Annotated in this window: 26 protein-coding genes; 13 read left to right on the forward strand and 13 right to left on the reverse strand. The window is 72.0% G+C overall.

Annotated elements, in window-relative coordinates:
* Positions 1 to 24: 24 nt before the first annotated feature.
* From mnhG to AB0A65_RS14260, 8 genes are all read right to left on the reverse strand, one after another.
* Positions 25 to 423, reverse strand: coding sequence for a monovalent cation/H(+) antiporter subunit G (gene mnhG, locus AB0A65_RS14225; protein WP_359951215.1), 399 nt, complete (start codon positions 421 to 423; stop codon positions 25 to 27).
* Positions 420 to 683 (reverse strand): monovalent cation/H+ antiporter complex subunit F, encoded by a 264-nt coding sequence (locus tag AB0A65_RS14230; protein WP_359951217.1) that lies wholly within the window; start codon positions 681 to 683, stop codon positions 420 to 422. The genes mnhG and AB0A65_RS14230 overlap by 4 nt, the downstream gene beginning before the upstream one ends.
* Entirely contained in the window at positions 680 to 1,258 is a 579-nt protein-coding gene (locus AB0A65_RS14235) for a Na+/H+ antiporter subunit E (RefSeq protein WP_359951219.1), read from the reverse strand. The genes AB0A65_RS14230 and AB0A65_RS14235 overlap by 4 nt, the downstream gene beginning before the upstream one ends.
* Positions 1,255 to 2,778, reverse strand: a complete 1,524-nt coding sequence (locus tag AB0A65_RS14240) for a Na+/H+ antiporter subunit D (protein WP_359951221.1) — start codon at positions 2,776 to 2,778, stop codon at positions 1,255 to 1,257. Before AB0A65_RS14240 ends, AB0A65_RS14235 begins: the two co-directional genes overlap by 4 nt.
* The gene (locus AB0A65_RS14245; protein ID WP_359951223.1) at positions 2,775 to 3,218 is read right to left on the reverse strand and encodes a Na(+)/H(+) antiporter subunit C; all 444 of its coding nucleotides are present in this window, start codon (positions 3,216 to 3,218) and stop codon (positions 2,775 to 2,777) included. Before AB0A65_RS14245 ends, AB0A65_RS14240 begins: the two co-directional genes overlap by 4 nt.
* Entirely contained in the window at positions 3,215 to 6,049 is a 2,835-nt protein-coding gene (locus AB0A65_RS14250; protein WP_359951225.1) for a Na+/H+ antiporter subunit A, read from the reverse strand. Before AB0A65_RS14250 ends, AB0A65_RS14245 begins: the two co-directional genes overlap by 4 nt.
* 211 nt (positions 6,050 to 6,260) lie before the next feature.
* Positions 6,261 to 6,692: a universal stress protein gene (locus AB0A65_RS14255; protein ID WP_359951227.1), complete on the reverse strand. Its 432-nt coding sequence runs from the start codon at positions 6,690 to 6,692 to the stop codon at positions 6,261 to 6,263.
* A gap of 93 nt (positions 6,693 to 6,785) precedes the next feature.
* Positions 6,786 to 7,700 carry a LysR family transcriptional regulator gene (locus AB0A65_RS14260; protein WP_359951229.1) on the reverse strand — a complete coding sequence of 305 codons (915 nt, stop codon included), beginning with the start codon at positions 7,698 to 7,700 and terminating at the stop codon, positions 6,786 to 6,788.
* A 132-nt stretch (positions 7,701 to 7,832) separates the two neighbouring features.
* Between AB0A65_RS14260 and AB0A65_RS14265 the strand changes: the two genes are divergently transcribed.
* The 9 genes from AB0A65_RS14265 (at position 7,833) to AB0A65_RS14305 (ending at position 16,370) form a co-directional block, all read left to right on the forward strand.
* Complete coding sequence (locus tag AB0A65_RS14265) at positions 7,833 to 9,065, forward strand: acyl-CoA dehydrogenase family protein (RefSeq protein WP_359951231.1); 1,233 nt, start codon at positions 7,833 to 7,835, stop codon at positions 9,063 to 9,065.
* Between the two features lie 43 nt (positions 9,066 to 9,108).
* Positions 9,109 to 10,215 (forward strand): dimethylsulfone monooxygenase SfnG, encoded by a 1,107-nt coding sequence (gene sfnG, locus AB0A65_RS14270; RefSeq protein ID WP_359951233.1) that lies wholly within the window; start codon positions 9,109 to 9,111, stop codon positions 10,213 to 10,215.
* Complete coding sequence (locus AB0A65_RS14275; protein WP_359951235.1) at positions 10,212 to 11,405, forward strand: SfnB family sulfur acquisition oxidoreductase; 1,194 nt, start codon at positions 10,212 to 10,214, stop codon at positions 11,403 to 11,405. The genes sfnG and AB0A65_RS14275 overlap by 4 nt, the downstream gene beginning before the upstream one ends.
* Before the next feature lie 38 nt (positions 11,406 to 11,443).
* Positions 11,444 to 12,577: an LLM class flavin-dependent oxidoreductase gene (locus AB0A65_RS14280; RefSeq protein WP_359951237.1), complete on the forward strand. Its 1,134-nt coding sequence runs from the start codon at positions 11,444 to 11,446 to the stop codon at positions 12,575 to 12,577.
* A gap of 18 nt (positions 12,578 to 12,595) precedes the next feature.
* Positions 12,596 to 13,090 (forward strand): flavin reductase family protein, encoded by a 495-nt coding sequence (locus AB0A65_RS14285; protein WP_359951239.1) that lies wholly within the window; start codon positions 12,596 to 12,598, stop codon positions 13,088 to 13,090.
* Between the two features lie 83 nt (positions 13,091 to 13,173).
* The gene (locus AB0A65_RS14290) at positions 13,174 to 14,151 is read left to right on the forward strand and encodes an aminoglycoside phosphotransferase family protein (RefSeq protein ID WP_359951241.1); all 978 of its coding nucleotides are present in this window, start codon (positions 13,174 to 13,176) and stop codon (positions 14,149 to 14,151) included.
* Positions 14,148 to 15,488 (forward strand): MATE family efflux transporter, encoded by a 1,341-nt coding sequence (locus tag AB0A65_RS14295; protein ID WP_359951243.1) that lies wholly within the window; start codon positions 14,148 to 14,150, stop codon positions 15,486 to 15,488. Before AB0A65_RS14290 ends, AB0A65_RS14295 begins: the two co-directional genes overlap by 4 nt.
* Positions 15,489 to 15,546: 58 nt before the next feature.
* Positions 15,547 to 15,969 carry a hypothetical protein gene (locus tag AB0A65_RS14300; protein WP_359951245.1) on the forward strand — a complete coding sequence of 141 codons (423 nt, stop codon included), beginning with the start codon at positions 15,547 to 15,549 and terminating at the stop codon, positions 15,967 to 15,969.
* Entirely contained in the window at positions 15,966 to 16,370 is a 405-nt protein-coding gene (locus AB0A65_RS14305; RefSeq protein ID WP_359951247.1) for a hypothetical protein, read from the forward strand. The genes AB0A65_RS14300 and AB0A65_RS14305 overlap by 4 nt, the downstream gene beginning before the upstream one ends.
* Here the strand turns inward: AB0A65_RS14305 and AB0A65_RS14310 are convergent.
* On the reverse strand, positions 16,303 to 17,742 hold the full coding sequence (locus AB0A65_RS14310) for an MFS transporter (RefSeq protein WP_359951249.1): 1,440 nt from the start codon (positions 17,740 to 17,742) through the stop codon (positions 16,303 to 16,305). The genes AB0A65_RS14305 and AB0A65_RS14310 overlap by 68 nt on opposite strands.
* Before the next feature lie 109 nt (positions 17,743 to 17,851).
* Here AB0A65_RS14310 and AB0A65_RS14315 point away from each other — a divergent pair, with 109 nt between their 5' ends.
* A complete protein-coding gene (locus tag AB0A65_RS14315; RefSeq protein WP_359951251.1) occupies positions 17,852 to 18,421 on the forward strand; it encodes a TetR/AcrR family transcriptional regulator in 570 nt (189 codons plus the stop codon).
* Positions 18,422 to 18,467: 46 nt separating this feature from the next.
* Here AB0A65_RS14315 and AB0A65_RS14320 read toward each other — a convergent pair whose 3' ends face one another.
* Positions 18,468 to 18,944 carry a hypothetical protein gene (locus tag AB0A65_RS14320; protein ID WP_359951253.1) on the reverse strand — a complete coding sequence of 159 codons (477 nt, stop codon included), beginning with the start codon at positions 18,942 to 18,944 and terminating at the stop codon, positions 18,468 to 18,470.
* 109 nt (positions 18,945 to 19,053) lie between these two features.
* Positions 19,054 to 19,518: a MarR family transcriptional regulator gene (locus AB0A65_RS14325; protein WP_359951255.1), complete on the reverse strand. Its 465-nt coding sequence runs from the start codon at positions 19,516 to 19,518 to the stop codon at positions 19,054 to 19,056.
* Between the two features lie 59 nt (positions 19,519 to 19,577).
* Between AB0A65_RS14325 and AB0A65_RS14330 the strand changes: the two genes are divergently transcribed.
* Both AB0A65_RS14330 and AB0A65_RS14335 read left to right on the forward strand, forming a co-directional pair.
* The gene (locus AB0A65_RS14330; RefSeq protein ID WP_359951257.1) at positions 19,578 to 20,006 is read left to right on the forward strand and encodes a MarR family winged helix-turn-helix transcriptional regulator; all 429 of its coding nucleotides are present in this window, start codon (positions 19,578 to 19,580) and stop codon (positions 20,004 to 20,006) included.
* 155 nt (positions 20,007 to 20,161) lie between these two features.
* Positions 20,162 to 21,892 (forward strand): hypothetical protein, encoded by a 1,731-nt coding sequence (locus tag AB0A65_RS14335; RefSeq protein WP_359951259.1) that lies wholly within the window; start codon positions 20,162 to 20,164, stop codon positions 21,890 to 21,892.
* 76 nt (positions 21,893 to 21,968) lie between these two features.
* Here AB0A65_RS14335 and AB0A65_RS14340 read toward each other — a convergent pair whose 3' ends face one another.
* Entirely contained in the window at positions 21,969 to 22,157 is a 189-nt protein-coding gene (locus AB0A65_RS14340; protein WP_106366286.1) for a YbdD/YjiX family protein, read from the reverse strand.
* Positions 22,154 to 24,298, reverse strand: coding sequence for a carbon starvation CstA family protein (locus tag AB0A65_RS14345; protein ID WP_359951261.1), 2,145 nt, complete (start codon positions 24,296 to 24,298; stop codon positions 22,154 to 22,156). The genes AB0A65_RS14340 and AB0A65_RS14345 overlap by 4 nt, the downstream gene beginning before the upstream one ends.
* A gap of 365 nt (positions 24,299 to 24,663) precedes the next feature.
* On the opposite strand from AB0A65_RS14345, the gene AB0A65_RS14350 reads away from it, so the two are divergent.
* Entirely contained in the window at positions 24,664 to 25,212 is a 549-nt protein-coding gene (locus tag AB0A65_RS14350) for a hypothetical protein (protein WP_359951263.1), read from the forward strand.
* Positions 25,213 to 25,214 lie beyond the last annotated feature (2 nt).

Genomic DNA, 25,214 nt, shown 5'->3' on the forward strand with positions numbered 1-25,214 from the left:
GGGGCGCGAGCCCCGGCGGTCCGCTCAGCTCGGCGGCGTCGCGGGGAAGCGGCTCGGGGCGTCGTCGGGCTTGTCGCTGAAGCGCTCCATGTGCGGGGCGAGCTCGTCGGTGAGGAGCAGGTCAGTGCGGGTCTGGCCGTCGCGGTAGGCGGCGCGGCCGACCATGTGGGCGGCGACGGGCGCGGTGGCGAGCTGGAAGACCGCGATGAGGACCATCGTGGTGATGTCGACGACCGTCGCGATGCGGATCGCGCAGCCCGTGAGCATCAGGAGCAGGCCGAGGACCTGGGGTTTCGCGGCGGCGTGCATGCGGCTCAGGAGGTCGGGGAAGCGCAGCAGGGCCACGCCCGCGGCGAGGCTGAGGAGCGCGCCGGTGACCATGAGGACCGCGGCGACCGCGTCGAGAACGCCTTCGAGGGTCATGACTGCTTCTCCCGGGTGACGAAGCGGGCCACGGCGACCGAGCCGGTGATGCCCAGCAGGGACACGACGACGAGCACCGGGAGGGCCGTGGGGTCGCGGCTGAACGCGGCCTCGGCGATGATCGCGGTGGCGGTGATCGCCAGGAGCACGTCGGTGGCGACGATGCGGTCCAGTGTGGTGGGTCCGCGGACGACGCGGACCAGGGTCATCGCGCAGGCGGCGGTGAGCAGCACGGCGATGGCGACGGCGGCGTAGGTCATGCCGGGGCCCCTTCCGGTTCGGTGGGCGGGCGCGCCTCGACCAGGCGCAGCTCCGCGTCGGACCCGATGGCGCGCACGAGCCGCGCCTCCAGGCGCAGCACCTCGGCGCGCAGGTGCTCCAGGTGCTCGGCGTCGCGGACCCCGAGCATGTGGATGTACAGGGTCCCGGTCTGGTGGTCGGCCTCGGCGATGAGGCTGCCGGGCACCAGCGAGACGGCCTCGGCGACGAGCGTCATGTTCAGGTCGGACTTGACGCGCAGTTGGACGGCGACGATCGCGCTCTTCGGCTCGCCGGGCCGGAACGCCAGCAGCGCCACCTGGAAGCTCGCGACGGTGAGGTCGAGGAAGAAGCGCGCGAAGAACTTCACGACGGCGACCGGCCGCAGCCGCCCGCCGAACTTCACCGGCGGCAGCGGGAACACGATGAGGATCGCGACCGCGATGACGGCCCCGGTGATCGTGTTCAGCCAGGTGAACGCGCCCCACAGCAGGTTCCACACCAGGACGAGGCCGATGACGGCGGTGATGCGGCTGCGCAGGCGCTCGCGCTTGGTCAGCGCGGTCAGGGGGCTCATGGGGCACCGTCCGGGAAGACCGCCTCGATGTACGGCGTGCGGGTGATGAGGTCGGCCGCGGCCTCGGAGGTCACGGCGAAGAGCGGCCCGGCGACGACGGTGAGCGCGACGCTGAACGTCACGAGCGCGATCGTGGGCGCGACCATGAGCTTCGGCAGCATCGCCCCGCCGTCGAAGTCGGCGTCGTCGCGCGGCATCTCCGGGTGCGGCGTGCGCCAGAACGCGAGGTTCCATACGCGTCCGATCGCGTACAGCGTCAAGAGGCTCGTGAGGACCCCGCCCGCGACGACCGCCCACACGAGCGGGCTCGCGGCCTCCACGCCCGCCTGGAGCAGCCCGAGCTTCCCGAGGTACCCCGAGAACGGCGGGATGCCCGCGAGGTTGAGCGCGGGGATGAAGAACAGCACGGCCAGGACCGGCGCGATCTTCCCGAGCCCGCCGAGCCGGTCGAGCGCCGTCGAGCCGCCGCGGCGCTCCACGAGCCCGGCGGCGAGGAACAGCGTCGTCTGGATCGTGATGTGGTGCGCGATGTAGAAGATCGCGGCGCTCAGTCCGGCCTCGGTCGCGAGCGCCACGCCGAACAGCATGTACCCGATGTGGCTGATGAGCGTGAACGACAGGAGCCGTTTGATGTCGGACTGGGCGACCGCGCCGAGGATGCCGACGACCATGGTGAGCAGGGATATCACCAGGAGCACGTCGCCGATGCGCCCGTCGGGGAACAGGAGCGTCTCGGTGCGGATGATCGCGTACACGCCGACTTTCGTGAGGAGCCCGGCGAAGACGGCGGTGACGGGCGCGGGCGCGGTCGGGTAGGAGTCGGGGAGCCAGGACCCGAGCGGGAACACCGCGGCCTTGATGCCGAACGCCAGCAGCAGCATCCCTTGCAGGAGCAGCCGCAGGTTGTCGGGGAGCGCGTCGAACCGCCCGGCGAGCTGCGCCATGTTGAGCGTCCCGGTGGCGCCGTAGATGAGGCCGAGGGCGCTCAGGAAGATCACCGAGGACAGGAGGCTGACGACGACGTACGTGGTGCCCGCGCGGATGCGGTTCTCGGTGCTGCCCAAGGTGAGGAGCACGTAGGAGGCGACGAGGAGGATCTCGAAGCCGACGTACAGGTTGAACAGGTCGCCCGAGAGGAACGCGTTCGTGACGCCGGCGGTCAGCGCCAGGTAGGTCGGGTGGTAGACCGACATCGGGGTCTCCTCGTCCCCGTCGGCCGAGCCCTGCCCGATGGAGTAGACGAGGACGCAGAGGGTGACCGCGGTGGAGACCACGAGCATGAGCGCGGCGAGCTTGTCGGCGATGAGGACGATCCCCAGCGGGGGCGGCCAGCCGCCGACCGCGACGACCTGCGGGCCGTCGGTCACCGTGAGCGCCAGCAGCATCGAGGACACGGCGAGGGTCGCGGTGAGCGCGGTGAGGCTGACGGTGCGCTGGATGCCGGGGCGCCGGGCGAGCATGAGCGTCAGGGCGGCCCCGAGCAGGGGGATGACGACCGGGAGCGGGACGAGGAAGGTCATCGGCCCTCCTTGCCCGGGGCGCAGTGGTACACGGGGTCGGGGAGGTCGTCGTCGCCGCTCTCCTTGGCGTGCGGCCCCTCGTCGCGTTCGGCGAGGTCGATGATGCGGCGGTCCTCGGCGTCGTCCTGGACCTCGTCGTGGCCGAGGAGCTGCTGGCTGCGGTAGGCGAGCGCGAGGAGGAACGCGGTGATGCCGAGCGTGATGACGATGGCGGTGAGGATCATCGCCTGCGGGAGCGGGTCGCTCATGCCCTCGACCGGGGTCTCGCCGACGATCGGCGGGGTCCCGAACTCGCTGCCCATGAGGATGAGCACGTTGACGCCGTTGCCGACGAGCACCACGCCGATGAGGACGCGGGTGAGCGTGCGCTCCAGCAGGAGCGAGACGCCCGCGCCGATCAGGACGCCCACGACGACCACGTAGACCAGGTTCGGGATCATGCGGGCTCCTTCTCGGGCACCAGGGCCGGGGAGGGGTCGGCGGACTCGCCGTGGCGGTCGATCTCCGCGCCGAGGCTGCGGAGGATGTCGAGCACCAGGCCGACGACGACGAGGTACACGCCGATGTCGAAGAACGTGGAGGTGACGAAGTGGACGTGGCCCACCACGGGCAGCTCGAAGTCGAGGATCGCGCTCTGGAGGACGGTGCCGCCCAGCAGGAGCGAGGCCGCGCCGGTGCCGACGGAGACGAGCAGGCCGGTGCCGAGGAGGCGCCCGGCGTCCACGGGCGCGGCGGCGTTGAGCTCGGCGCGCCCGCCCGCGAGGTACCGGAAGGTGAGCGCGAGCCCGGCGACGAGGCCGCCCGCGAAGCCGCCGCCGGGGTGGTTGTGGCCGGTGAACAGCAGGTAGATCGAGAACAGGACGATCGTGTGGAACAGCAGCCGGGTGACGACCTGGAGGATGATCGCCTGGTGGCTGCCGCTGGTCTCGGGCCGCGCGAGCCACTTGACGTGCTCGCCGGTCTTCGGCGGCGCGGGCCGCGAGCCGCCGCGGCGGATCAGGAGGCGTTCGCGCCCGAAGATGAGGCTCGCGACGCCGGTGGCGGCCACGAGCAGGACCGCGATCTCGCCCATGGTGTCCCACGCGCGGATGTCCACGAGGATGACGTTCACGATGTTGTGCCCGCCGCCGTAGGTGACGGCGAGGTCGGGGAACTCCTCGGAGATCGGCGGTGCGGTGCGGCCGCTGACGGCCACGTACGCCATCGCTGCGGCCACCACCCCGACGGCCACGCCGACGCCGACCCTGAAGCGCCGCACCATCTTCAGCGGGCGCTCGGAGAACCGGGCGGGCAGGCGCCGCAGGACCAGCACGAACATGACGATCGTGACGGTCTCGACGAGGAACTGGGTCAGGGCCAGGTCGGGGGCGCCGTGGAAGATGAACAGCATGGCGACGCCGTAGCCGGAGACGCCGGTGAGGATCATCGCGGTGAAGCGGCGCCGGGCCACCGCGGCGGTGATCGCGGCGGTGACGACGACGGCGCCCGCGACCAGCTGCAGCGGCGTGTCGAACAGGCGGACCCGGAGCGGCCAGGGGCCGTCGAAGACGAGGAGCCCGCCCGCGAAGACCACGAGGGACACGAGGATCACGCCGAGGTAGAACGGCAGCGAGCCGCGCTGAGTGCCGCCGGTGATCTCGACGGCGGCGCGGTCGACGCCGCCGAGGGCCTGCTTGTAGACCGTCCCGGACGCGAGCGGGAGCTTCACGGAGCGCCAGGCGCTGGTGCGGTGCGTCGCGGCGTAGATCGCGGCGCCGCAGGCGATCGCCAGGAGCGAGAACCCGAGCGCGGGGGTGAAGCCGTGCCACAGCGCCAGGTGGTAGACGTGCCCGGCGTGCGGGTACCGGTCCGCGTACGGGGACAGGAGCCCGTCGGCGGCGGGGGCGAGGAAGCCCGCGGCCAGGCCCGCGGTCGCGAGGAGCACGGGCGCGGCGAGGAACCCGGCCCCGGCGGGGGCGGCCTCGGTCGGCGCGGTGTCGCTCTTGCGGGCGAACGCGCCCCACAGGAACCGCAGGCCGTAGGCGACGGTGAGCGCGGCGCCCGCGACGAGGACGGCGAGCATCGCGCGGTCCCACGGGCCGCCGTCCCAGAACGCGGCGAGCATCGCCTCCTTGGCGACGAACCCGAGGGTCGGCGGCAGGCCGATCATCGACGCGACCGCGACGACGGCGGTGGCGGCGAGCACGGGCCTGCGGTCGCCGAGGCCGCTGAGCGAGTAGATCTCGCGCGTCCCGGTGGTCTTGTCGATGATGCCGACGATGAGGAACAGCGCGGCCTTGAACATGGCGTGCCCGGCGAGGAGCGCGGCCCCGGCCAGCGCCGTGTTGTAGGAGCCGGAGCCGAGGACGACGGCGATCATGCCGAGCTGGCTGACCGTGCCGTAGGCGAGCATGAGCTTGAGGTCGGTCTGGCGCAGTGCCGTCCATCCCCCGAAGAGGAACGTGAGGCCGCCGCAGACCCAGATCACCTGCTGCCACGGCGTGTCGGTGGCGAACGCGGGGGTGAGCATCCCGATGAGGAACACGCCGGCCTTGACCATGGCGGCGGCGTGGAGGTAGGCGCTGACGGGGGTGGGGGCGGCCATGGCGCTGGGGAGCCAGAAGCTGAAGGGGAAGACCGCTGATTTGGAGAGGGCGCCGAGGAGGACGAGGACGAGCGCGGTGACGAGGTAGGCGCCGCCGGGCAGGTCGTCGACCACTTCGGACAGGCGGTAGGTGCCGGCGTGCTCGCCGAGCATGATGAAGCCGACGAGCATGGCGAGCCCGCCGAAGGTGGTGACGAGGAGGGCCTGCATGGCGGCCCAGCGGCTGGCGCTGCGGGCGGGGTCGTGTCCGATGAGGAGGTAGGAGAAGACGGAGGTCAGCTCCCAGAAGACATAGAGCAGGAGCAGGTCGTCGGAGACGACGAGGCCGAACATGGCTCCGGCGAAGGCGGTGAAGACGGCGGCGAAGCGGCCGAGGCCCTGCTCGGTGGCGGGGAAGTAGTGGGCGGAGTAGGCGAGGACGAGGGCGCCGACGCCGCTGACCAGGAGGACCATGACCCAGGGGAACGTGGTCATGCGGAACGCGAGTTCCTGGTCGAGCTGGGGCACCCACCGGTAGGTCTCGGTGACGGCGCCGCCGAGGCGCACGGTCTCGGCCTGGGCGAGGGCCCAGGCGAAGGTCGCCGCGGGCACGGCGGCGACGGCGTAGAGGGCGCGCGGGCCCCACCACCGGACGAGGGCGGGCGCGACGATCGCCGCGAAGGCATAGCAGGCAAGTAGGACTAGCAAACGACCCCCGGGAAGATTCAGTTGGCCCCGACCCTATCCGTTCAGGTGCGGCCGCCGCCAAATTCGGCGCATCTGAAATCGGATTGTCTACAGGGTCCGGCGCGGGGAGCTGTGGTTCTGTCCACAAGGCGTGCAATAACATGCGCGGTTGTCGCGTTCTGCGCGCGGTGTCGCGCACGGACGTGACCCTCGCCTCCCCGCGCCGGGACGGTCACTCCGCGGCGCGGATCACGACGACCGGGCAGTCGGCGTTGGTGACGCAGTGGAGGCTCACGGACCCCAGCAGGGTCCCCTTGATGCCGCCCTGTCCGCGGCTGCCGACCACGAGGAGGTCGGCGGTCTTCGACTGCTCGATGAGGACCTTCGCCGGGTGCCCGAGGGCCGCGGTGCGTTCGACCACGAGGTCCTCGCGCCCCTCGACCGCCGCGTCCACCGACTCGTTCAGGGCGCGCTCGGCGGTCTCGGTGAAGCTCTCCCCCGGGACGGCCTCCACGGCGGTCCCGTAGACGACCGGGGGCTGCCAGCCGTACACGGCCGCCACGGCGGCCCCGGTCTTCTCGGCGTACCGCAGCGCCCAGTCCAGCGCCTCCATCGACACCGGCGATCCGTCGACGCCGACCACCACTCGCTCGGTCTGTTCCATCCGGCCTCCTTCGGTCGCTCCCGGGACCCTCCGGGTAAGGGCCCTCGGGCCCACAGGGTATGCGAGTGGCCAGTGAGGTGTCGAAGGGCGCCTTCAGCCGCGGAACGGCGCGGCGTCGCCGCGGTCGGCGGAGCGGGCCGCGAGGAGGGCGGCGAGTTCGTCGACGGCGGCCGGGGGCCGGACGGTCTTCCTGCGGAGCAGCCACATCGCGACCGGGGTGCGGTCGTCCTTGATGGGGCGCGCGGTGATGAGGCCGCCGCGGGCGAGGGGGTCGCCGTGGACGGAGTAGTCGGGGAGGATCGTCGCGCCGAGGCCCTCGGCGACGAGCATCTTCCCCATCTCGGCGCCGTCCACGCTGTGCCACACCGCGGGCAGGCGGGAGCCGAAGAGCCGCATGGCGAACCGGTGCATCACGTACCCCGCGCGCATCCCCACGAAGGTCTCCCCGCGCAGGTCCTCGGCGCTCACCTCGGCCTGCGCGGCGAGCGGGTGGGCGCCGGGCAGGACCGCGACGGGACGGCCGCGCTTGAGCTCGGCCCCTTGGAGGTTCGCGGGCACAGAAGCGTCGCCGAGGACGTTCACGAGGCCGAGGTCCAGGGAGCCGTCGGCGAGCCCGGCCTCGATCTCGTCCTGCTGGAGGGCCCGGACCTCGACGCGGGCGCCGGGGCGGCCCGCGCGGAAGTCGCGGATCGCCGGGAGCAGGAGGCTCGCGGTGCCCGCGTTGACGGTGCCGACGCGGATCGCGCGGGCGGCGGTGGTCGCCGCGGCGGACTGGAGCCGGTCCACGGCGTCGAGCACGCCGACCATGTGCTCCAGGAGCTCCTTGCCGCGCATGGTGATCCGGGCGCCGTCGCGGCGGCGCTCCAGGAGTGTGACGCCGAGTTCGCGTTCGAGCTTGCTCACGGCCTCGCTGAGCGCGGGCTGCGAGACGTGCAGGTGCTCGCTCGCGCGCCGCAGCGACCCGTGCCGCGCGACCGCCGCGACGTACTCCAGTTGTTCGATGCGCATGCGCCGCCCGCCTCCGGTCTTCGGTGCGGCCGATGGGGTCATCGGCCGATCCGATGGTCGAGAGCTGTTCCTCGATTTCATTTCCTAGTAACTTGATAGGAAAAGATTACTCCGAGGAAGGGGTTCAGCACAATGACGAACGGACAGGACGCGCCCGACTGGTCCACGCCGCCCGCGACGCCGGACGGGTGGGTCGCCCGCGCCCGCGAGGTGGCCGCCAGGCTCGCGGTCGACGCCGTAGTGCGCGACCGGGAGGGCGCGACCCCGTACGCGGAGGTCGAGCTGCTCAAGGACGCCGGACTCGTCCCGCTCCTCGCCCCCGCCGAGTACGGCGGCGGCGGGCAGGACTGGACCACCGCGTACCGCGTGATCCGGGCCGTCGCCGCGGGCGACGGCTCCATCGGGCAGCTCCTCGGCTACCACTACCTGTGGGCCTGGGCCGCAAGACTGGTCGGCACCCCCGCGCAGATCGAGGCCGTCGAGCGCCAGGCCGCCGAGGAGGGCTGGTTCTTCGGCGGGGCCGTCAACCCCCGCGACGACGACCTGGTGATCCGCGAGGAGGACGGCGAGCTGGTCTTCAACGGCCGCAAGACGTTCTCCACCGGCGGGAAGGTCTCCGACGTCACCGTGCTCGAAGGGGTCCTGGAGGGCACCGGCAAGCACGTGTTCGCGATCGTCCCCACCGACCAGGACGGCATCGTCTTCGCCGGCGACTGGGACAACCTCGGCCAGCGCCTCACCGAATCGGGTTCGGCGGTGATCGAGAACGTGCGCGTCCCGTGGGCGGCCGCCGCCGGGTACGTGCCGCGGGCCGACGGGTACGAGTTCGTGCCGCGCACCTACAACACGCTGAACGTGCCGCTGATCCAGCTGGTGTTCACCAACTTCTACCTCGGGATCGCGCAGGGCGCGCTGGAGACGGCCGCGGCGTACACGCGCGAGAAGACCCGGGCGTGGCCATACGCGGCGGACCGGAAGGAGCGCGGGGTCGACGAGTTCTACGTGCAGGAGGCGTACGGGGACCTCCAGTCGAAGCTGTGGGCCGCCGAGGCGCTCGCGGAGCGGGCCGCGGGGCTCGTCGAACAGATCAATGCCCGCGCGGACGACGTGACGCCCGAGGAGCGCGGCGAGGCCGCCGTGGTCATCGCGGCCGCGAAGCAGACCGCGATCGACGCGGGGCTGGAGATCGGCACGCGGGTGTTCGAGGTGACCGGCGCGCGGGCGAGCGCGAACGCGGTGGGCCTGGACCTGTTCTGGCGCAACATCAGGACGCACTCGCTGCACGACCCGGTGGCGCACAAGCGGGCCGAGGTGGGCCGGTACGCGCTGACGGGCGAGCTGCCCGAGCCGACCTGGTACACGTGACCGTCCCTTCACGACCATCCGATCCCCACGTCTGGAGCCGCACATGAGCACACCGTCCACTGAACCGCTGAAATTCGCGTACTGGGTCCCGAACGTCTCGGGGGGCCTGGTGGTCTCGAAGATCGAGCAGCGCACCGACTGGAGCTACGAGTACAACGTGGAGCTCGCCCGCCTCGCCGAGGAGTCGGGGTTCGAGTACGCGCTCTCGCAGGTCCGCTACATCGCCTCGTACGGGGCGGCGTACCAGCACGAGTCCACCTCGTTCAGCCTGGCGCTGCTGCTGGCGACGCAGCGGCTCAAGGTGATCGCCGCCGTCCATCCGGGACTGTGGCACCCGGGGGTCCTCGCGAAGTGGATCGCCACCGCCGACCAGCTGTCGGGCGGGCGGGCCGCGGTGAACGTGGTCTCGGGCTGGTTCAAGGACGAGTTCACGAAGCTCGGCGAGCCGTGGCTGGAGCACGGCGAGCGATACCGGCGCTCCGAGGAGTTCATCCGGTACCTCAAGGAGATCTGGACGAGCGAGCACGCCGAGTTGCACGGCGACTTCTACCGGCTCCACGACTTCGACCTGAAGCCGAAGCCCGTGAGCGGTGAGGGCAGGGCGCACCCGGAGGTGTTCCAGGGCGGCAACTCGGTCGACGCGCGCGGCATGGCCGGGCGGGTCTCGGACTGGTACTTCGCCAACGGGAACTCCCCCGAGGGCGTGGAGGCGCAGATCCGGGACGTGCGGGAGGTGGCCGCGGTCCACGGGCGCACGGTCCGCTTCGGCGTCAACGGGTTCCTCATCGCGCGGGAGACGGAGGCCGAGGCGCGGGCGGTGCTGCGGGAGATCGTGGACAAGGCCGACCGGGAGGCCGTGGCGGGCTTCGGGGCGGCCGTCAAGCAGGCCGGGAAGTCCACAGGCGATGGACAGGGCATGTGGCAGGACTCGGGGTTCGAGGACCTGGTCCAGTACAACGACGGGTTCCGCACGGGCCTGATCGGGACGCCGGAGCAGATCGCCCGCCGCATCCTGGAGTACAAGCGCCGCGGCGCCGACCTGCTGCTCCTGGGGTTCCTGCACTACCTGGAGGACGTCGAGCACTTCGGGCGGCACGTGCTGCCGATCGTGCGCGAACTCGAAGCGGCGGAACTGGAGCGGGTGCCGTGAGCGAATCGGTCTGCCGCGTCCTCGACGCCGCGGCCGCGCTCGGCGCGGCGTCGGGGCTGGCCGGGGAGTTCGCGGCGGGCGCCGCCGAGCGCGACGCCCGCCGCACCCTCCCGTACGCCGAGGTCGACCGCCTCGCGGCCTCGGGGCTCCTCGCGATCACCGTGCCGCAGGAGCACGGCGGCGCGGACCTCCCGACCGCGGTGGTCGCGGAGGTGTTCCGGCGCCTCGCCGTGGGCGACCCGAACCTCGCGCAGATCCCCCACAGCCACTTCGTGTACGTCAACCAGCTGCGGTTGCAGGGCGACGGGGACCAGCAGCGGCGCCTGTTCGCGGAGGTGCTGCGCGGCAAGCGGTTCGGGAACGCGCAGACCGAGTTCGGCACGAAGCACGTGCGGGACCACCGCACCGCGCTGACACCGGACGGGCCGGGCCGGTGGCGGCTGAACGGCACGAAGTTCTACTGCACGGGCGCGCTGTTCGCGGACTGGATCCCGGTGCTGGCGCACCTGGGGATCGAGGGGCCGATGCACGTGGCGTGGGTGCGCCGGGACGCGCAGGGCGTGGAGGTCGTGGACGACTGGGACGGGATCGGCCAGCGCACCACCGCGAGCGGCACGGTTCGGCTCCAGAACGTCTCGGTCGCGGACGAGTGGATCACCCCGTACGCGGCCACGTTCGAGGGCCCGCAGACGTACGGGGCGTTCGCGCAGGTCCTACACGCGGCGATCGACGCCGGGATCGGCAGGGCGGCGCTGGAGGAGGCCGCGGAGTTCGTGCGCACGAAGTCGCGGCCGCACCCGGACGCGGGCGTGGAGCGGGCCGCGGACGACCCGCTCACCGTGCGCGCGTTCGGGGAGATGGAGCTGGCGCTGCGCGGCGCCGAGGCGCTGCTGAAGGAGGCGGCGTCCGCTGTGGACGACGCGAACGCGGACCTGACGGAGGGGTCGGCGGCGCGGGCGTCCCTGGCGGTCGCGGCTGCGCGGGCGGCGACCGCGACGGCCGCGGTGGACACCGCGAGCCGGGTGTTCGAGGTCGCGGGGACGCGCAGTGCCCTCGCGGGCCTGAACCTGGACCGGCACTGGCGCAACGCCCGCGTCCACACCCTGCACGACCCGGCGGCGTGGAAGGTCCAGCACCTGGGCCGGTGGGCCCTCGACGGGGCGCCGCCGCCGCGCCACGGGCAGCTGTGAGGACCGGCCGTGAGACCGACGGGAATGAGGAGAGGGCATTGAGCGCGTTGCAGTTCCACTGGTTCCTGCCGACGAACGGCGGCGACGGCCGCCAGGTCGTGGACGGCGGCCACGGGGTCGGCGCGGGCGCGTCGTCCCGGCCCGCGTCGGTGTCGTACCTGGGGCAGGTCGCGCGGGCGGCCGAGGACAACGGGTTCGCGGGGGCGCTGACGCCGACGGGCGCGTGGTGCGAGGACGCGTGGGTGTCCACGGCGATGCTCTCGCAGGTGTCGGCGCGGCTGAAGTTCCTCGTGGCGTTCCGCCCTGGGGTCGTCTCGCCGTTCCTCGCCGCGCAGATGGCGGGCACGTTCCAGCACTTGACGGGCGGGCGGCTGCTGCTCAACGTGGTCACCGGCGGCGAATCGCACGAGCAGCGCATGTACGGGGACTTCGCGGACAAGGAGGCCCGGTACGAGCGGTGCGGGGAGTTCCTGCACATCGTGCGGCGCCTGTGGGCCGGGGAGGCCGTCGACTTCGGGGGGAAGCACCTGCGGGTCGAGGGCGCGCGGCTCGCGCAGCTCCCCGACCCCGTGCCGGACGTCTACTTCGGCGGGTCGTCCCCGGCGGCCGGGCGGGTCGCGGCCGAGCACGCGGACGTGTACCTGACCTGGGGCGAACCGCCGGCGGCCGTAGCCGAGAAGGTGGCTTGGATCAGGGGGCTCGCGGGCGGGCGGCCGATCCGGTTCGGGCTGCGCGTCCACGTCATCAACCGCGACACCAGCGCTGAGGCGTGGGCCGAGGCGGACCGGCTGCTGGCCGGGATCGGCGAGGACGACATCGCGCGCGTCCAGGCCGGGCTGCGCCGCTCCGAGTCCGAGGGCCAGCGCCGGATGCTGGACCTGAACGGCGGCAGCAAGTCCGGCCTGGAGATCCATCCAGGACTGTGGGCCGGGATCGGGCTGGTGCGCGGCGGCGCGGGCACGGCGCTGGTCGGCTCGCACACCGAGGTCGCGGACCTCATCGAGGAGTACCGGCGGGTCGGGATCGAGGAGTTCGTGCTCTCGTCCTACCCGCATCTGGAGGGCGCGTACTGGTTCGGCGAAGGCGTGCTGCCGGAGCTGGAGCGGCGCGGCCTGTGGTCGCACCCGGCGCCCCCGCGCGCCCGGGCGGCGGCCGTCCCGTTCGCGAACTGAACCCCTAGGAGGCACCCCATGTCCCTGAGCACCAACCAGGACCTCGACCCGCGGCGGCTGCGGGAGGCGTTCGGCGCCTTCCCGACCGGGGTGGTGGCCGTGGCCGCCGCTGTGGACGGGCGGGTCACCGGGCTGGCGGCGAGCTCGTTCACGTCGGTGAGCCTGGACCCGCCGCTCGTGTCGTTCTCGATCGCCGTGTCCTCGAAGACCTGGCCGGACCTGCGCCGGGCCCGCCACCTGGGCCTCACGGTGCTCGCCGACCACCACGGGGCGGTGTGCCGGCAGCTCGCCGGGGACCCGGCGACGCGGTTCGCCGGGCTCGCGCTGAGCAGTACGGACGAGGGCGCGGTGACCCTGGACGACGGGCTCGCGCGCTTCGACTGCTCGGTGTACCGGGAGGTCGAGGCGGGCGACCACGTGATCGTGCTGCTGCGCCTCCACGCCGTCGACCACTCGGACGCGGCCGGGCCGCTGGTGTTCCACCGCAGCGGGTTCCGGAGCCTCGCCGCCTGAGGTGTGGACAGGTGTACACAGTCGGCGTACGGTCGTCCGCGAGGGCGCCTCGCACCGGGGACCGCCGCGTGAGGAGACCCCCGATGGAGAGCATCACCAAGAACCGCCAGACCCCGGACGCCCTGCGCTCCATGATCGCCCGCGCGTACGGGCCCGGTCAGGTGCCCGAGGGGGACGGGTTCGCCGAGGAGCTCGGGCACGGCTGGTTCAACGTCGCGTACCGGCTGCGACTGCGCGACGGCGCGCAGGTCGTCCTCAAGATCGCGCCCCCGCCGGGGATCGAGGTCATGACGTACGAGCGCGGCGCGATGGACATCGAGCTGGCGTCGCTCGTGCTCATCCGCGAGCGCACCGACGTGCCCGTCCCGGACGTGCACTTCGCGGACGCGAGCCTGGAGCTGTGCGACGCGCCGTACTTCTTCATGCCGTTCGTCGTGGGCGAGAACCTCGGGATTGTTGCCGACGACCTCGATCCTGAAGCGCGCGAGGCGTACTGGGAGCAGCTCGGGGCGCTCAACGCCGGGCTCAACGCGATCAAGGGGACCGGGTTCGGACCGCTCCTGGACCCGCGGTTCGACACGTGGCGCGCGGCGTTCTCGGCCATGTTCGGCGACGTCCTCGCCGACGGCGAGCGCCGCGGCGTGGACCTCGGGTACGGCTACGACCGCATGCGGGTCCTGCTTGCGCGCCATGCCGACAGCCTCGACGAGGTGACCGAGCCGCGGTTCGTGGAATGGGACCTGTGGCCGTCCAACGCGATGATCGCGGACGGGCGCATCACGTGCGTCATCGACCACGAGCGGGCGTTCTGGGGCGACCCGCTCATGGAGGCCGGGTTCTGCGGCGCCGAACTGCCCGCGTTCTCCGACGCCGCGGCGTTCGCGCGCGGCTGGGGCCGCGGTGAGCTGACGGCGACCGAGCGGACGCGGCGCCGCCTCTACGGGCTGTACCTGGTGCTCGTCATGGTCATCGAGACCGAGTACCGCGGGCACACCGACACGAAGCAGTACGACTGGGCCCGAAGGGAACTCGACGGCCTCATGGCCGTGTTCGACGCGTGAGCGCCAAGACCGAGGGCGTCGAGGCCCTGGCCGACGCCCCGGTCGGGCGCCTCCTGTGGCACGGCACCGCGCAGGCGACGATGTCCGTGGGCATCTACGGGATCTACGCGCTCACCAACGCCGCGTTCGTCGCCCACGGCGTCGGCCCGACCGCGATGGGCGCGGTCAACCTCGTCGCGCCCGTGCTCCTCGTCCTCAGCGCCCTGTCGACCACCGTCGGCGTCGGCGGGGCGTCCCTCGTGTCGCGGCGGCTCGGCGCCGAGGACGCCACGGGCGCGGCGCGCGCGGCCGGGAACTCGTTCCTGCTGTTCTGGACCGGCGCCCTCGCCATGGCCATCGCGGGCCTGGTGCTCCTCGAACCGCTGCTGAGCGCGCTCGGCGCCGAGGGCGACATGCGCGGGTACGCCCGCGACTACGCCGTCCTCATCCTCGCCTCGACGCTCGTCGGCACCGGGTTCTCCAGCCTCATCAGAGCCGAAGGGCGCCTTCGGTTCGCGACGATGCAGTGGGTCGTGCCGGTCCTCGTCCAGATCGTCCTGGACCCGGTCCTCATCTACGGGTTCGACATGGGCGTGCGCGGCGCGGCCCTCGGCACCGCGGGCGGGCAGGCGGTCTCGGCCGCGATGAGCCTGTGGTTCTTCTTCTGGCAGCGCGAGCGGCCCTACCGCGTGCGCGCCGCCGACCTGCTCCCCCACTGGCCCACGCTCCGGTCGCTCCTCGCGGTCGGCGCCCCGTCGATGCTCGCCGGGCTCGGCGCGACCGCCCTGACGCTCCTGGTCAACAACCTCCTCGCGGGGCTCCTCATCACCGCGTACGCGGTCGCCGCGCGCGTCCAGGTCTTCGCGGTCATGCCCCAGCAGGGCATCAGCATGGGCATGCAGCCGATCGTCGGCTTCAACACCGGCCGCGGCCGGCCCGACCGCGTCGACCGCGCCCGCACGCTCGCACTGCGCACCACCGTCGCCTACAGCGCCGCCGCGGCCGCCTTCGCCGCGCTCCTGGCCGGGCCGATCACCACCGCGCTCCTCGGCTCGCCTTCACCGGAGGCCGCGACGGCATTGCGGCTCATCGCGATCGGCATCGCCGCCTCCGGCGTCCCGCTCCTGGTCTCGGCGTACTTCCAGGCCGTGGGGGCGCCGCTCCCGTCGTACCTCATCTCGATCGGGACGCTCCTCGTCCTCAAGATCCCGGCGGTCCTCGCGTTCAGCGCGCTCGGCCCCGCAGGCGTGTGGACCGGCCTCGCGGTCGGCGACCTCGCCGCCGCGGCGGCGGCCCTGGTCCTGCTCCGGGTGTTCGCGGTTGTACGCCCCGCGCGGGCCGTACCTCCTGCGGTGTAGCGCGATTGACGACTCGGGGCCGATCCCGCGGCGCGGGCGCGGCGGCAGACTGGCCCGCGTGAAACTGGTCTTCCTCGGGTGGACGCGCTTCGTCGTCGTCCTCCTCGTCCTCCAAATCGGACTCGCCGGGTGGGGCGCCGTCTCCACCGGCGGCGAGCGCATCGAGCGGTTCATCGTCCACGCGGGCAACGGCGGCCTGCTCATGTTCTGGCTCCTGCTGTCGACGATCCTCGCCCTCATCGCCCGCCCCGGGCTCAAGGCGGTGCTGCTCACGGCCCTGTCCACGTTCATGATCTGGATGCAGGGCGCCCTCGCGTACGGCTTCGGCACCGAGGGCGTGCTCGGCGGCGTCGGCATCGCGCTCCACGCCGCCAACGGCCTCGGCGTCCTCCTCATCCAGCTCGCCGTCGCCCGCCTCGCCAAGCAGGCGGTCGACGCCAGGCGCGCCGAGAAGGCCCTCGCAAAGGCGGTCGCCGCATGAACCGGCCCTTCGCGATGATCCTGCGCGCGTGGATGATCCTGCTGCTGGTGCTCCTGGTCGTCCAGTTCGCGCTGGCCGGGTTCGGCGTCGGCTACGGCGGCGGCATCGGCCCCGGCTTCGAGCTCCACTTCCGCAACGGCGACGCCCTCCTGTACCTCTACGCGGCCGCGATCCTCCTCGCCCTCGCCGCCCGCATCGGCCCGAAACCCGTATGGCTCACCGCTCTCGGCACCTTCCTCGTCCTCCTCCAGCACGCCCTGGCCCTCGTCAACGTCCCCGGCACCCTCTGGGGCCAGTCCCTCTTCCTCGTCCACGCCCTCAACGGCCTCGTCCTCATCCTCCTGACACTCCGAACCGGCGCCCTGGTCCGGCGGCGACTCCGCGAACCCGTCGCGGGCTAGCGAGGCCGATGGAGGCGGCCGCGGCGCAGGCCGCGGCCAGGAACGCTGCGGTGTAGCCGGTGCTCCCGGGCACCGCGGTGATGACGACGGCCGCGACCTGGGCGCTGGCCGCGCCGCCGACGGTCCGCAAGATGGTGTTGAGACCCGTTGCGGCGCCGGTGCTCTCGCGACCGGACGCGCCGACGACGATCGCGCCGAGGGAGGCGAACGCGAGGCCGTACGCCAGGCCCATCACCGAGCCCGCCGCGTACAGCTGCCACGCGTGTGCGTGCCCGAACGCGAGCCCGGCCAGCGCGAGGACCGCGAGCGCGGCCCCGAGGCGGAACACCGCCGTGTCGCCGATCCGGGCGGCGAGGCGGGCGGCGGCCGGGGCGCCGACGACCATCGTGACGGCCATGGGCGCCATGAGGAGTCCGGTCCGCTCGGGCGTGTAGGCGAAGCCGAACGCGGGGTCCTGGACGAGCCGCGGGATGAGGGTGACGGCCGCGAACATGCCGACGCCGACGCTGAGCGTCGCGAGGTTCGCGGCCCGCATCGCGGGGTCGCGGAGCAGGCCGAGGTCGACGAGGGGCGCGGCGGTGCGGGCCTCGATGCGCCAGAACGCGGCGCCGCCGAGGACCGCGGCCGCGGCGAGGCCGAGAGTGGCCGGGGAGGTCCAGCCCCAGGTGCCGCCGCGGCTGACGGCGAGGAGCAGGGCGACGAGGGTCGCCGAGAGGGCCGCGGCGCCGGGGAGGTCGAGGCCGCGGCCGGTCGCGGTGCCGGGTTCGGCGGGGAGCAGGCGGGTCCCGGCGAGCGCGACTACGGCGAGGGCGAGCGTGGTCCAGAACAGCGCGGGCGTGCCAAACGTCCCGGCGAGGGGTCCGGCGGCGACCATGCCGAGGGCGCCGCCGACGCCGAACATGGCGCTGATCCCGGCGACGAGCCGCGGCAGGCGGTCGGCGGGGACCGCGGTGCGGGCGAGGCCGAACGCGGCGGGGAAGGCGGCGCCGGAGAGCCCTTGGAGGACGCGTCCGGCGAGGAGCCCGGGGAACGATCCGGCGAGGTCGGCGGCCGCGGCGGCGGCGCTGCCGACGGCGAGGGCCGCGAGCGCGGCGGTGAGGACGCGGCGGTGGCCGCGGAGGTCGCCGAGCCGTCCGGCGATGGGGACGGCGACCGCGGAGGCGAGCATGAACGCGGTGAGGAGCCAGGTGGCGTCGGCGGCGGGCACGCCGAGCCCGGCGCCGAAGGCGGGGAGGACGGCGAGCACGACGGTCTGCGCGAGGGCGACGCCGAGGACGGCGAGCAAGAGCACGGGCCCGGTCGCGGCGGCACGGTTGCCGTTGCGGCGCAAGAGGATTGCGGTCAGGGTGGTAAGTCCGGCGAGGATCCACATGGGGGACGGGCCTCCGATCGTTTGGAAGTTAGGCGAGCCTAACATAATAAGTGACCATTGGTCACTAACGAGCGGGGTCGGCGGCCCGGGCTGCACTAGACTCGCGACCGTGACAGGGAACAGGCCGGGGCGGCCCGCGCGGCTGAGCCGCGAGCGGATCGTCGCCGCCGCGCTCGACGGCGGCCTCGCGGAGCTGACGATGCGCGAACTGGCCGCGCGCCTGGACGTCTCGCACGCGGCGCTCTACCGGTGGGTGCGCGACCGCGACGCCCTCATGGACCTGGTCAGCGCCGCGATCGTCGAGCGCATCGTCCCCGCCACCGAGCCGACCGCCGCGACCTGGCGCGAGTGGCTCGCGGCCCTGGCCTGGGCCATGCACGACGAGTTCCTGGCCGTCCCCGGCTTCGCCTCCCATGTGGCCCGCCCGCACCGCCACGACCCGGCCTCGTTCGGTCTCCTGCGCGACCGGGCCCGCGCCGCGTTCACGGCCGCGGGCTGCTCCCCCGCCATGGCCGAGCAGTCCTGGCGGATCTTCGGCCTCGGCGTCGTCCAATGGCTCGGCGGCGCGGAGGCGGGCCTCGACCTGGGCCCCGAGACCTCCCGCTTCGACCTCTACCTGGACGTCCTCCTCCGCGGCCTCCCCGCCCGCGAGCCCGCCGAACACCCCCGCACGCAGTAGCGCTCTCCGAAGTGCCTCCCGGCACCTCAGAGAGCGCTCTCTCTTGCTAGCAGCCGCAGATCACGATGCCGGGGTCGAAGGCCGCGTTGCGGTCCCGCGGCTCCTCGCCGTGGCCCCAGCCGTCGGTGTGCGCCTTCTCGTGCCGCCCGACCCGGTCCCAGTCCTGCTGGCCGGCGCCGTAGCGCTCCATCTCGCACTTGTCGTAGACGATGTACCAGTCGCCCTCGGACCACCAGGTGGCGTAGGCGAGGACGTTGTCGTAGCAGTCGCCGCCGTAGTACGTCGGCACGTTCCCGTCGAGGTCCGGCGGGTACGTGTGCCCCTTGTCGCCGTGGTTGAGCACCCCGAGGTCCGCACTCGCGGCGGCCTCCTGCTGCTCCGGCGTGGGGTCGGTGATGACGCTCAGCGTCAGCACGTTGTCGGGATGGGAGTGCTCCTCCGCCGCGGGCGCCGGCGTGTCCAACGCCAGCGTCAACATCAACGCCACCGTCCCAGCGGCGGCGAACAGGGTCTTCAGGGGCATACGCGCTCCTTTGCGAAAGGTCGGGCGAATTTCATTAAGGTTTGCATACAGATACAAACCTGTCAATAAATCTCGCCCCCCTTTGCCCCGATTCGCGACCCGGCCCGACTCAACCCCGGTGGCGCGGCCAGGCATCGACGAAGCGCTCCAGGAGCGCGGCGAGGGTCCGCGCCTCGTCCTCGCTGAACCCGCCGAGCGCCTCGGCGACACTGCGGCGGCGGGCGGCGTGGACGCGCCCGACGAAGTCCCGGCCCGCGGCGGTGAGGCGGATGGTCGCATATCGCTGATCGCCGGGGGCCGCCTCGCGCTCGATGAGCCCGTCGGCGAGCAGCGCCGCGGTGAGACGACTGGCCCGGGGCCGGTCGACGTCGATGGCCTCGGCGATCTGCGAAATCGCCTGGCCCTCGGCCCGCCCGTCGAGCGCATCGAGATACCGGAACCGCGCCGCACTGGCCGCAGACGCCTGCGCCGCAACCCCATCGGCCGTGCGCCGCTGAAGCCCCCGAGCCTGCTGGTCGCGCCGAATCCGCACGAGCGCCTGCTCGATCACTTCATCAGGTCCGCGCTCACCCATGAACCCACCCTACAACAGTTGCCACTTGACAACTACCGCTGCCGCAATACACTGGTTGTATGACGACAACTAATAAGGCGGCCCTGCCGCCCATCGGAAAGCTCCTGGTCACCCTTGACGGCCTCATCAACGACCAGTTCGACCACGCCATCGCCGCCCACGGCATCACCCGCCGCCAATGGCAGCTCCTCAACACCCTCGACCGGGCCCCGGCGACCATCGACGACCTGACCGAAGCGGTCTTGCCGTTCCTCGACACGGCCGCCGCCGAAACCGCCCTCCCCCACCTCGAACCCCTCGCCGCCCAGGGGCTCATCGCCATCGAAGGCGACGTCTGCTCCCTCACCGCCCACGGCCGAGAACGCTTCACCACCACTAAGTCTCACGTCCACGCCATCCGCGGCCAGATCCTCACCGGCCTGGAGGAGGGCGAATACGAAGCGACCGTCACCAGCCTCCAGAAGATGATCCAGAATCTGAGGCCATGACTGAGGGCGGCGCCTGAGGCGCTTTGGGGGCCAGCGGGTTTACATGGGCTTTGTAATATGTTACATATTACTGGCACTGCTCGACCCCCAGCAGACTCGGAGCGTGACAAGTGAAGAACCGCAGTGGAAGTGCGTTGATCGCAGGGGCGGCGCTGGTGGCGTTGCTCGTAGGGGCGAGCCCGGCGTTCGCTGAGAGTTCGGCGGTGGTCGAGGTCGGGGCGGACGGGCGGGTCGTCGTCGATCCGTCGTTCGCGGGGCCGCAGATCACCGAGGTGAGGGTGATCAACGAGGGGAAGTTCCTTGAGGTCTACTGGGACCGGTACGTCGACGAGGAAGCGGTCGTCAGTCCTGAGAACCTGGTGCTCACCAACGGCGGCACCGAGATCGACCTGAAGGCGAAGCCTTCGAGCGGGGCCACCGACACGATCTTCTTTGACAAGGACAACCGGCAGATCGCCGGGACCGACGCGAACAGCATGGCCCGGCTGCCGGAGGACCTGCACCTCGCGAGCATCGCCTACACCGGGACGATCGATCCGGATCAGCCCCTGACGCTCACCGTCTCCGGGTCGAACATCGAAGACGCGCAAGGCAGACCGGCCGCAGACGCGACGTACGCCGGGATTCCGATGCTCGACTACTACACGCAGCAGACGACCACCGCGACCGGGATCGTCGTCAAGGCCGCACCGCGGGTCGATCCGGCCACACTGGACCTCGCAGCCGCGCAGGTCGACGTCGAGCTCGGCAAGGGCGGGAACGGCATCGCCGAGACCATGGCCGACTTCGGGTGCTCGCTCGCGGTGTACGCGGCGCGCGAGAACGCCTACCTGGTGCCGGAGCACCGCGACGGGTACAACCCCGAGTCGTACGACGTGGAGGGCTTCGGCGGGAGCACCTGGAACAACTGCGTCTCCTCGATCTCCGAGCGGAACGTCCTGCGCACCAGGGGGAACGCCAACGCGTTCCTCAACACCGCCTATCCGAACGAGAACATCCTCGTCCACGAGTTCGGCCACGCCGTCAGGCTCGTCGGCATCGAGACGCAGGACGACGAGTCCCTTTCGGACGAGCTGTACGCCGTCTACGAGAACGCCTACGAAACCGGCCTGTGGCCCAACACCTACGCGATCTCCAACATCGACGAGTACTTCGCCACCCTCTCCTCGGTCTGGTTCGACGCCATGGCCGAGAAGCCCGACTGGAGCGACGGCGTGCGCAGCCCCATCAACACCAGGGCCGAGCTCCAGGCGTACGACCCGATGGCCTACGCGTTCTTCGCGAAGGTCTACCCCGCCGACCAGATCCTCCCCGCCCCTTGGGATGTGCCGGGCCCCGACGACTACCACGGGGACTTCACGCAGGAGCCGCAGCTGCCCGAGCGCGAGGCCGCCGAGCACGTCGATCTCCGCAATGACCTCTTCAGGATCGCCACCGACAGCCTCGGCACCGAGTACCAGATCGACCAGTACGCGGGCGACGCCGAGCATCCGGAGCGGGACGTCGTCGTGTGGGCCAAGTGGGGCGACGGCGTGTGGAAGCTCGCGCGCAAGCACGGGCAGTACACGATCAGCGCCGCCGACGGGAGCGGCGTCCTGGCCGCCGCATCGGACACCGAGGTCGCCTACCTCGGCGTCGAACCGGACAAGCGCGATCCGGCGCAGCGGTGGGAGTTCATCGCGGCCACCGCCACCGAGGCGAACCCGTTCGACGGCGTGCTCGTCAACGCCGCCAACGGACTCGCGCTCACCCTCGACGGCCGCGCCGGGTCCGGGACCTCCATGACGCTCGCCGAGCCCGACCAGGGCACGAGGTGGATCCTGGAGGACACCACCCGGACGGAGGCGCAGGGGACGGCGGCCTACCTGCTCCCCGACTGCGCGTGATGGCCTGAGCAGATCGAGTTCGGCGCGGCCGCGATGCGGCCGCGCCGAACTCGTCATTCCCGGACGACCGGGGATGTCAGCAGCACCGCGCCCGCGGATGCTCGTCGCCCCGGTCCGTCCGCCAGCGCTCGAACTCGCGCCGGGGCATGGCCGGGACGCCCGGGTGGGCGAGGCGGTGGCGCTCCACGTAGCGGTCGTAGGCGGTCTCGCCGGTGAGTTCCCGCAGGTACCACCGGACTAGACCGAGCAGGCGGCGCACGGTCACGGCCGGTCCTCGGCCGCGTCGGTGTCCTTGGTGGACGAGAAGCGCCCGGCCGAGACGAGCAGTTTCGACTCGACGTAGGGCGCCTCGGTCGACGGGAGCGGTTCGGTCGCCCGCACCGCGCGCCAGCAGATCCAGGCCGCGTTGAGGATGACGATCACCACCAGCAGCGCGAAGAACGCCGCGAGGACGCCGTCCACCGTGGAGTTCGTGACCACGGTCTGCATCTGGTCGAGGTCCTTGGCCGGGGCGAGGACCTCGCCCTGGTTCAGGGCGTCGGCGTACCGCTCGCGCTGGGCGAAGAAGCCGATGCGCGGGTCGGTGGAGAAGACCTTCTGCCAACTGGCCGTGAGGGTCACGATGGCGACCCAGGCGAGCGGCACGGCCGTCACCCACGCCCATTTGAGCCGTCCGCTCTTGACGAGGACGGTGGTGGCGACGGTGAGGGCGATCGCGGCGAGCAGCTGGTTGGCGATGCCGAACAGCGGGAAGAGCTGGTTGATGCCGCCGAGGGGGTCGTTGACGCCGGCGTAGAGGAAGTAGCCCCACGCGAGGACGACGACCGCGCTGGTGGCCCAGATGCCCGGCTTCCAGGAGACCCGGCCGAGGGGCTTCCAGACGTTGCCGAGGGTGTCCTGGAGCATGAAGCGCCCGACGCGGGTGCCTGCGTCCACAGTGGTGAGGATGAAGAGCGCCTCGAACATGATGGCGAAGTGGTACCAGAACGCCTTGAGCCCGTCGCCCCCGAAGACCGAGGACAGGATCTCGGACATGCCGACGGCGAGCGTCGGTGCGCCGCCGGTGCGGGCGACCAGGGATTCCTCCCCCACCGCGTCGGCGGCGGCCTGGAGGTCCTGTGGACTGATGGTGAAGCCCAGGTTGGCGACGGCGGTCGAGGCGGACTCCACTGTGGTGCCGAGGACGCCCGCGGGGGCGTTCATGGCGTAGTAGAGGCCCGGGTCGAGGATGCACGCGGCGATGAGGGCCATGACGGCGACGAACGACTCCATGAGCATGGCGCCGTAGCCGATCATGCGGACCTGCGACTCCTTCTGGATCATCTTCGGGGTGGTGCCCGAGGAGATGAGCGCGTGGAACCCGGAGAGCGCGCCGCACGCGATCGTGATGAACACGAACGGGAACAGCTTGCCCGCGAACACCGGTCCGGTGCCGCTCACCGCGAAGTCGGTGATGGCCTCGGTCTGGAGGATCGGGGCGACGATGAGGACGCCGATCGCGAGGAGCCCGATCGTGCCGATCTTCATGAACGTGGACAGGTAGTCGCGCGGCGTCAGCAGCATCCACACCGGGAGCACCGCGGCGAGGAAGCCGTAGATCACCAGGCAGAACACGAGGGTCTGCGGGCTGAGCGTGAACGCGTCGGCCCACGAGGACGCCTGGACCCAGCCGCCCGCGATGATCGCGAGGACGAGCAGGGCGACGCCGATGAGGCTCGTCTCCAGCACTCTGCCGGGTCTGAGCGTGCGCATGTAGAAGCCCATGAGGAGCGCGATCGGGATGGTCATCGCGATCGAGAACGTGCCCCACGGGGACGCGGCGAGCGCGTTGACGACGACGAGCGCGAGCACCGCGAGCAGGATGATCATGATGGAGAAGACGCCGATGAGCGCGGCGGCGCCGCCGATCGGGCCGATCTCGTCGCGGGCGAGCTGGCCGAGGCTCCTGCCGTTGCGGCGCATGGAGATGAAGAGGACGACCATGTCCTGGACGCAGCCGGCGAAGATGGCGCCGATGATGATCCACATGGTGCTGGGCAGGTAGCCCATCTGCGCGGCGAGGACGGGGCCGACGAGCGGTCCGGCGCCCGCGACGGCGGCGAAGTGGTGGCCGAGGAGGACGCGGCGGTCGGTGGGCTGGAAGTCCACGCCGTCGTCGAGGCGTTCGGCGGGCGTGGCGCGGGTGTCGTCGACCCGCAGGACCTTGGTGGCGATGAAGCGGGCGTAGAAGCGGTAGCCGATGGCGTAGGAGCCGAGGGCCGCGAGGACGAGCCAGAACGCGGAGACCTCTTCGCCGCGGACCAGGGCGATGACGCCCCAGGCGGCGGCCGCGGCGACGGATATCGCCGTCCATATGAGGATGGACCGCCAGCTCGGTCGGGATCTGGTGCTGTCGGGGGTGGTCATGTGGTCCTCCGATTGGTCGGCCGCGGGGGCCGGGGGTAGGGCAGGGGGTCCGGCGCCGCGCGGCGGGCCGCCGCACGGGGCTTGATGTAGGTAGATACCTCAATTCCTACGAGCGAATGTGTTCTGCGTCTCGCGGGTGCCGCCGCTCCGGTACTGGTTTACCAGTATTTCGTCCGGATTTCCAGTGATCCGGGCGCGGACGCGCCGGGGCCGCTCCACGTTCGCTCAACGCCGCCTCAACGCAAGGGGCGCATGATCGGCCCGCATCTGGAGGGGGCGGCTCGGCGCCGGTCCCTCCGCCCCTTTCGCGGGCGGGCCCGGTGACCGGGCGCCCGTCCGCTCCGACTTCTTGAGGAACGATCGATATGAGGCAATCTGTGCGGGCCGTGCTGCGGCCGGTGACCGCGGTCGGCGTGTGCGCCGTCGTGTTCGGGCTCACCGGCTGCGGTGCGGGCGAGGACGGCGACGCCGGTGCGGCGTCCGGTACCGAGTCGGTCGAGGTGGCCGAGAGCAGCGCGGAGGCGACGGCTGAGGAGACCGCGGAGGGCGGCACCGAGGGGACCGAGTCCGCTTTCAGCCCTTGCGATCTGGAGACCGACGCCGAACCCGGCGACCCGCGGCTGGAGTCGGTGGTGGGGACCTGGACCGCCGTCGGCGAGTCGTTCCTGAGCGACTCCGAGGGCCAGGGCTCGACGTTCTGCATCGACGGCGACGGGGACGTCTCCTACAGTGCGCCCGAGGGCGACTGGATCGGCGCGCTCACGATCGGCGAGGCCACGGACCACGCCGTGCAGCTCGAATCGCTCGACGATCAGACGCTGACCGAGTGGGTCTTCCGCTATGAGGCGGAAGAGGACCTGATCGACGTCGGCACGCCCGGCGAGGGCGGGCTCCCGTACACGCGGGTCCAGTAGTT

Origin of the sequence: Glycomyces sp. NPDC047010 (assembly GCF_040644205.1) — a bacterium.
In the GTDB taxonomy this organism is placed as follows: Bacteria; Actinomycetota; Actinomycetes; order Mycobacteriales; family Micromonosporaceae; genus Glycomyces.

Bases quoted from the DNA above. Each gene is read 5' to 3' on its own strand.
- AB0A65_RS14235 (WP_359951219.1), bottom strand. From the start codon at position 1,258: ATGAGCCCCCTGACCGCGCTGACCAAGCGCGAGCGCCTGCGCAGCCGC.
- AB0A65_RS14260 (WP_359951229.1), bottom strand. From the start codon at position 7,700: ATGCGCATCGAACAACTGGAGTACGTCGCGGCGGTCGCGCGGCACGGG.
- mnhG (WP_359951215.1), bottom strand. From the start codon at position 423: ATGACCCTCGAAGGCGTTCTCGACGCGGTCGCCGCGGTCCTCATGGTC.
- AB0A65_RS14285 (WP_359951239.1), top strand. From the start codon at position 12,596: ATGTCCCTGAGCACCAACCAGGACCTCGACCCGCGGCGGCTGCGGGAG.
- AB0A65_RS14255 (WP_359951227.1), bottom strand. From the start codon at position 6,692: ATGGAACAGACCGAGCGAGTGGTGGTCGGCGTCGACGGATCGCCGGTG.
- AB0A65_RS14310 (WP_359951249.1), bottom strand. From the start codon at position 17,742: ATGTGGATCCTCGCCGGACTTACCACCCTGACCGCAATCCTCTTGCGC.
- AB0A65_RS14265 (WP_359951231.1), top strand. From the start codon at position 7,833: ATGACGAACGGACAGGACGCGCCCGACTGGTCCACGCCGCCCGCGACG.
- AB0A65_RS14230 (WP_359951217.1), bottom strand. From the start codon at position 683: ATGACCTACGCCGCCGTCGCCATCGCCGTGCTGCTCACCGCCGCCTGC.
- AB0A65_RS14290 (WP_359951241.1), top strand. From the start codon at position 13,174: ATGGAGAGCATCACCAAGAACCGCCAGACCCCGGACGCCCTGCGCTCC.
- AB0A65_RS14350 (WP_359951263.1), top strand. From the start codon at position 24,664: ATGAGGCAATCTGTGCGGGCCGTGCTGCGGCCGGTGACCGCGGTCGGC.
- AB0A65_RS14330 (WP_359951257.1), top strand. From the start codon at position 19,578: ATGACGACAACTAATAAGGCGGCCCTGCCGCCCATCGGAAAGCTCCTG.
- AB0A65_RS14245 (WP_359951223.1), bottom strand. From the start codon at position 3,218: ATGATCCCGAACCTGGTCTACGTGGTCGTCGTGGGCGTCCTGATCGGC.
- AB0A65_RS14240 (WP_359951221.1), bottom strand. From the start codon at position 2,778: ATGACCTTCCTCGTCCCGCTCCCGGTCGTCATCCCCCTGCTCGGGGCC.
- sfnG (WP_359951233.1), top strand. From the start codon at position 9,109: ATGAGCACACCGTCCACTGAACCGCTGAAATTCGCGTACTGGGTCCCG.
- AB0A65_RS14320 (WP_359951253.1), bottom strand. From the start codon at position 18,944: ATGCCCCTGAAGACCCTGTTCGCCGCCGCTGGGACGGTGGCGTTGATG.
- AB0A65_RS14305 (WP_359951247.1), top strand. From the start codon at position 15,966: ATGAACCGGCCCTTCGCGATGATCCTGCGCGCGTGGATGATCCTGCTG.
- AB0A65_RS14345 (WP_359951261.1), bottom strand. From the start codon at position 24,298: ATGACCACCCCCGACAGCACCAGATCCCGACCGAGCTGGCGGTCCATC.
- AB0A65_RS14325 (WP_359951255.1), bottom strand. From the start codon at position 19,518: ATGGGTGAGCGCGGACCTGATGAAGTGATCGAGCAGGCGCTCGTGCGG.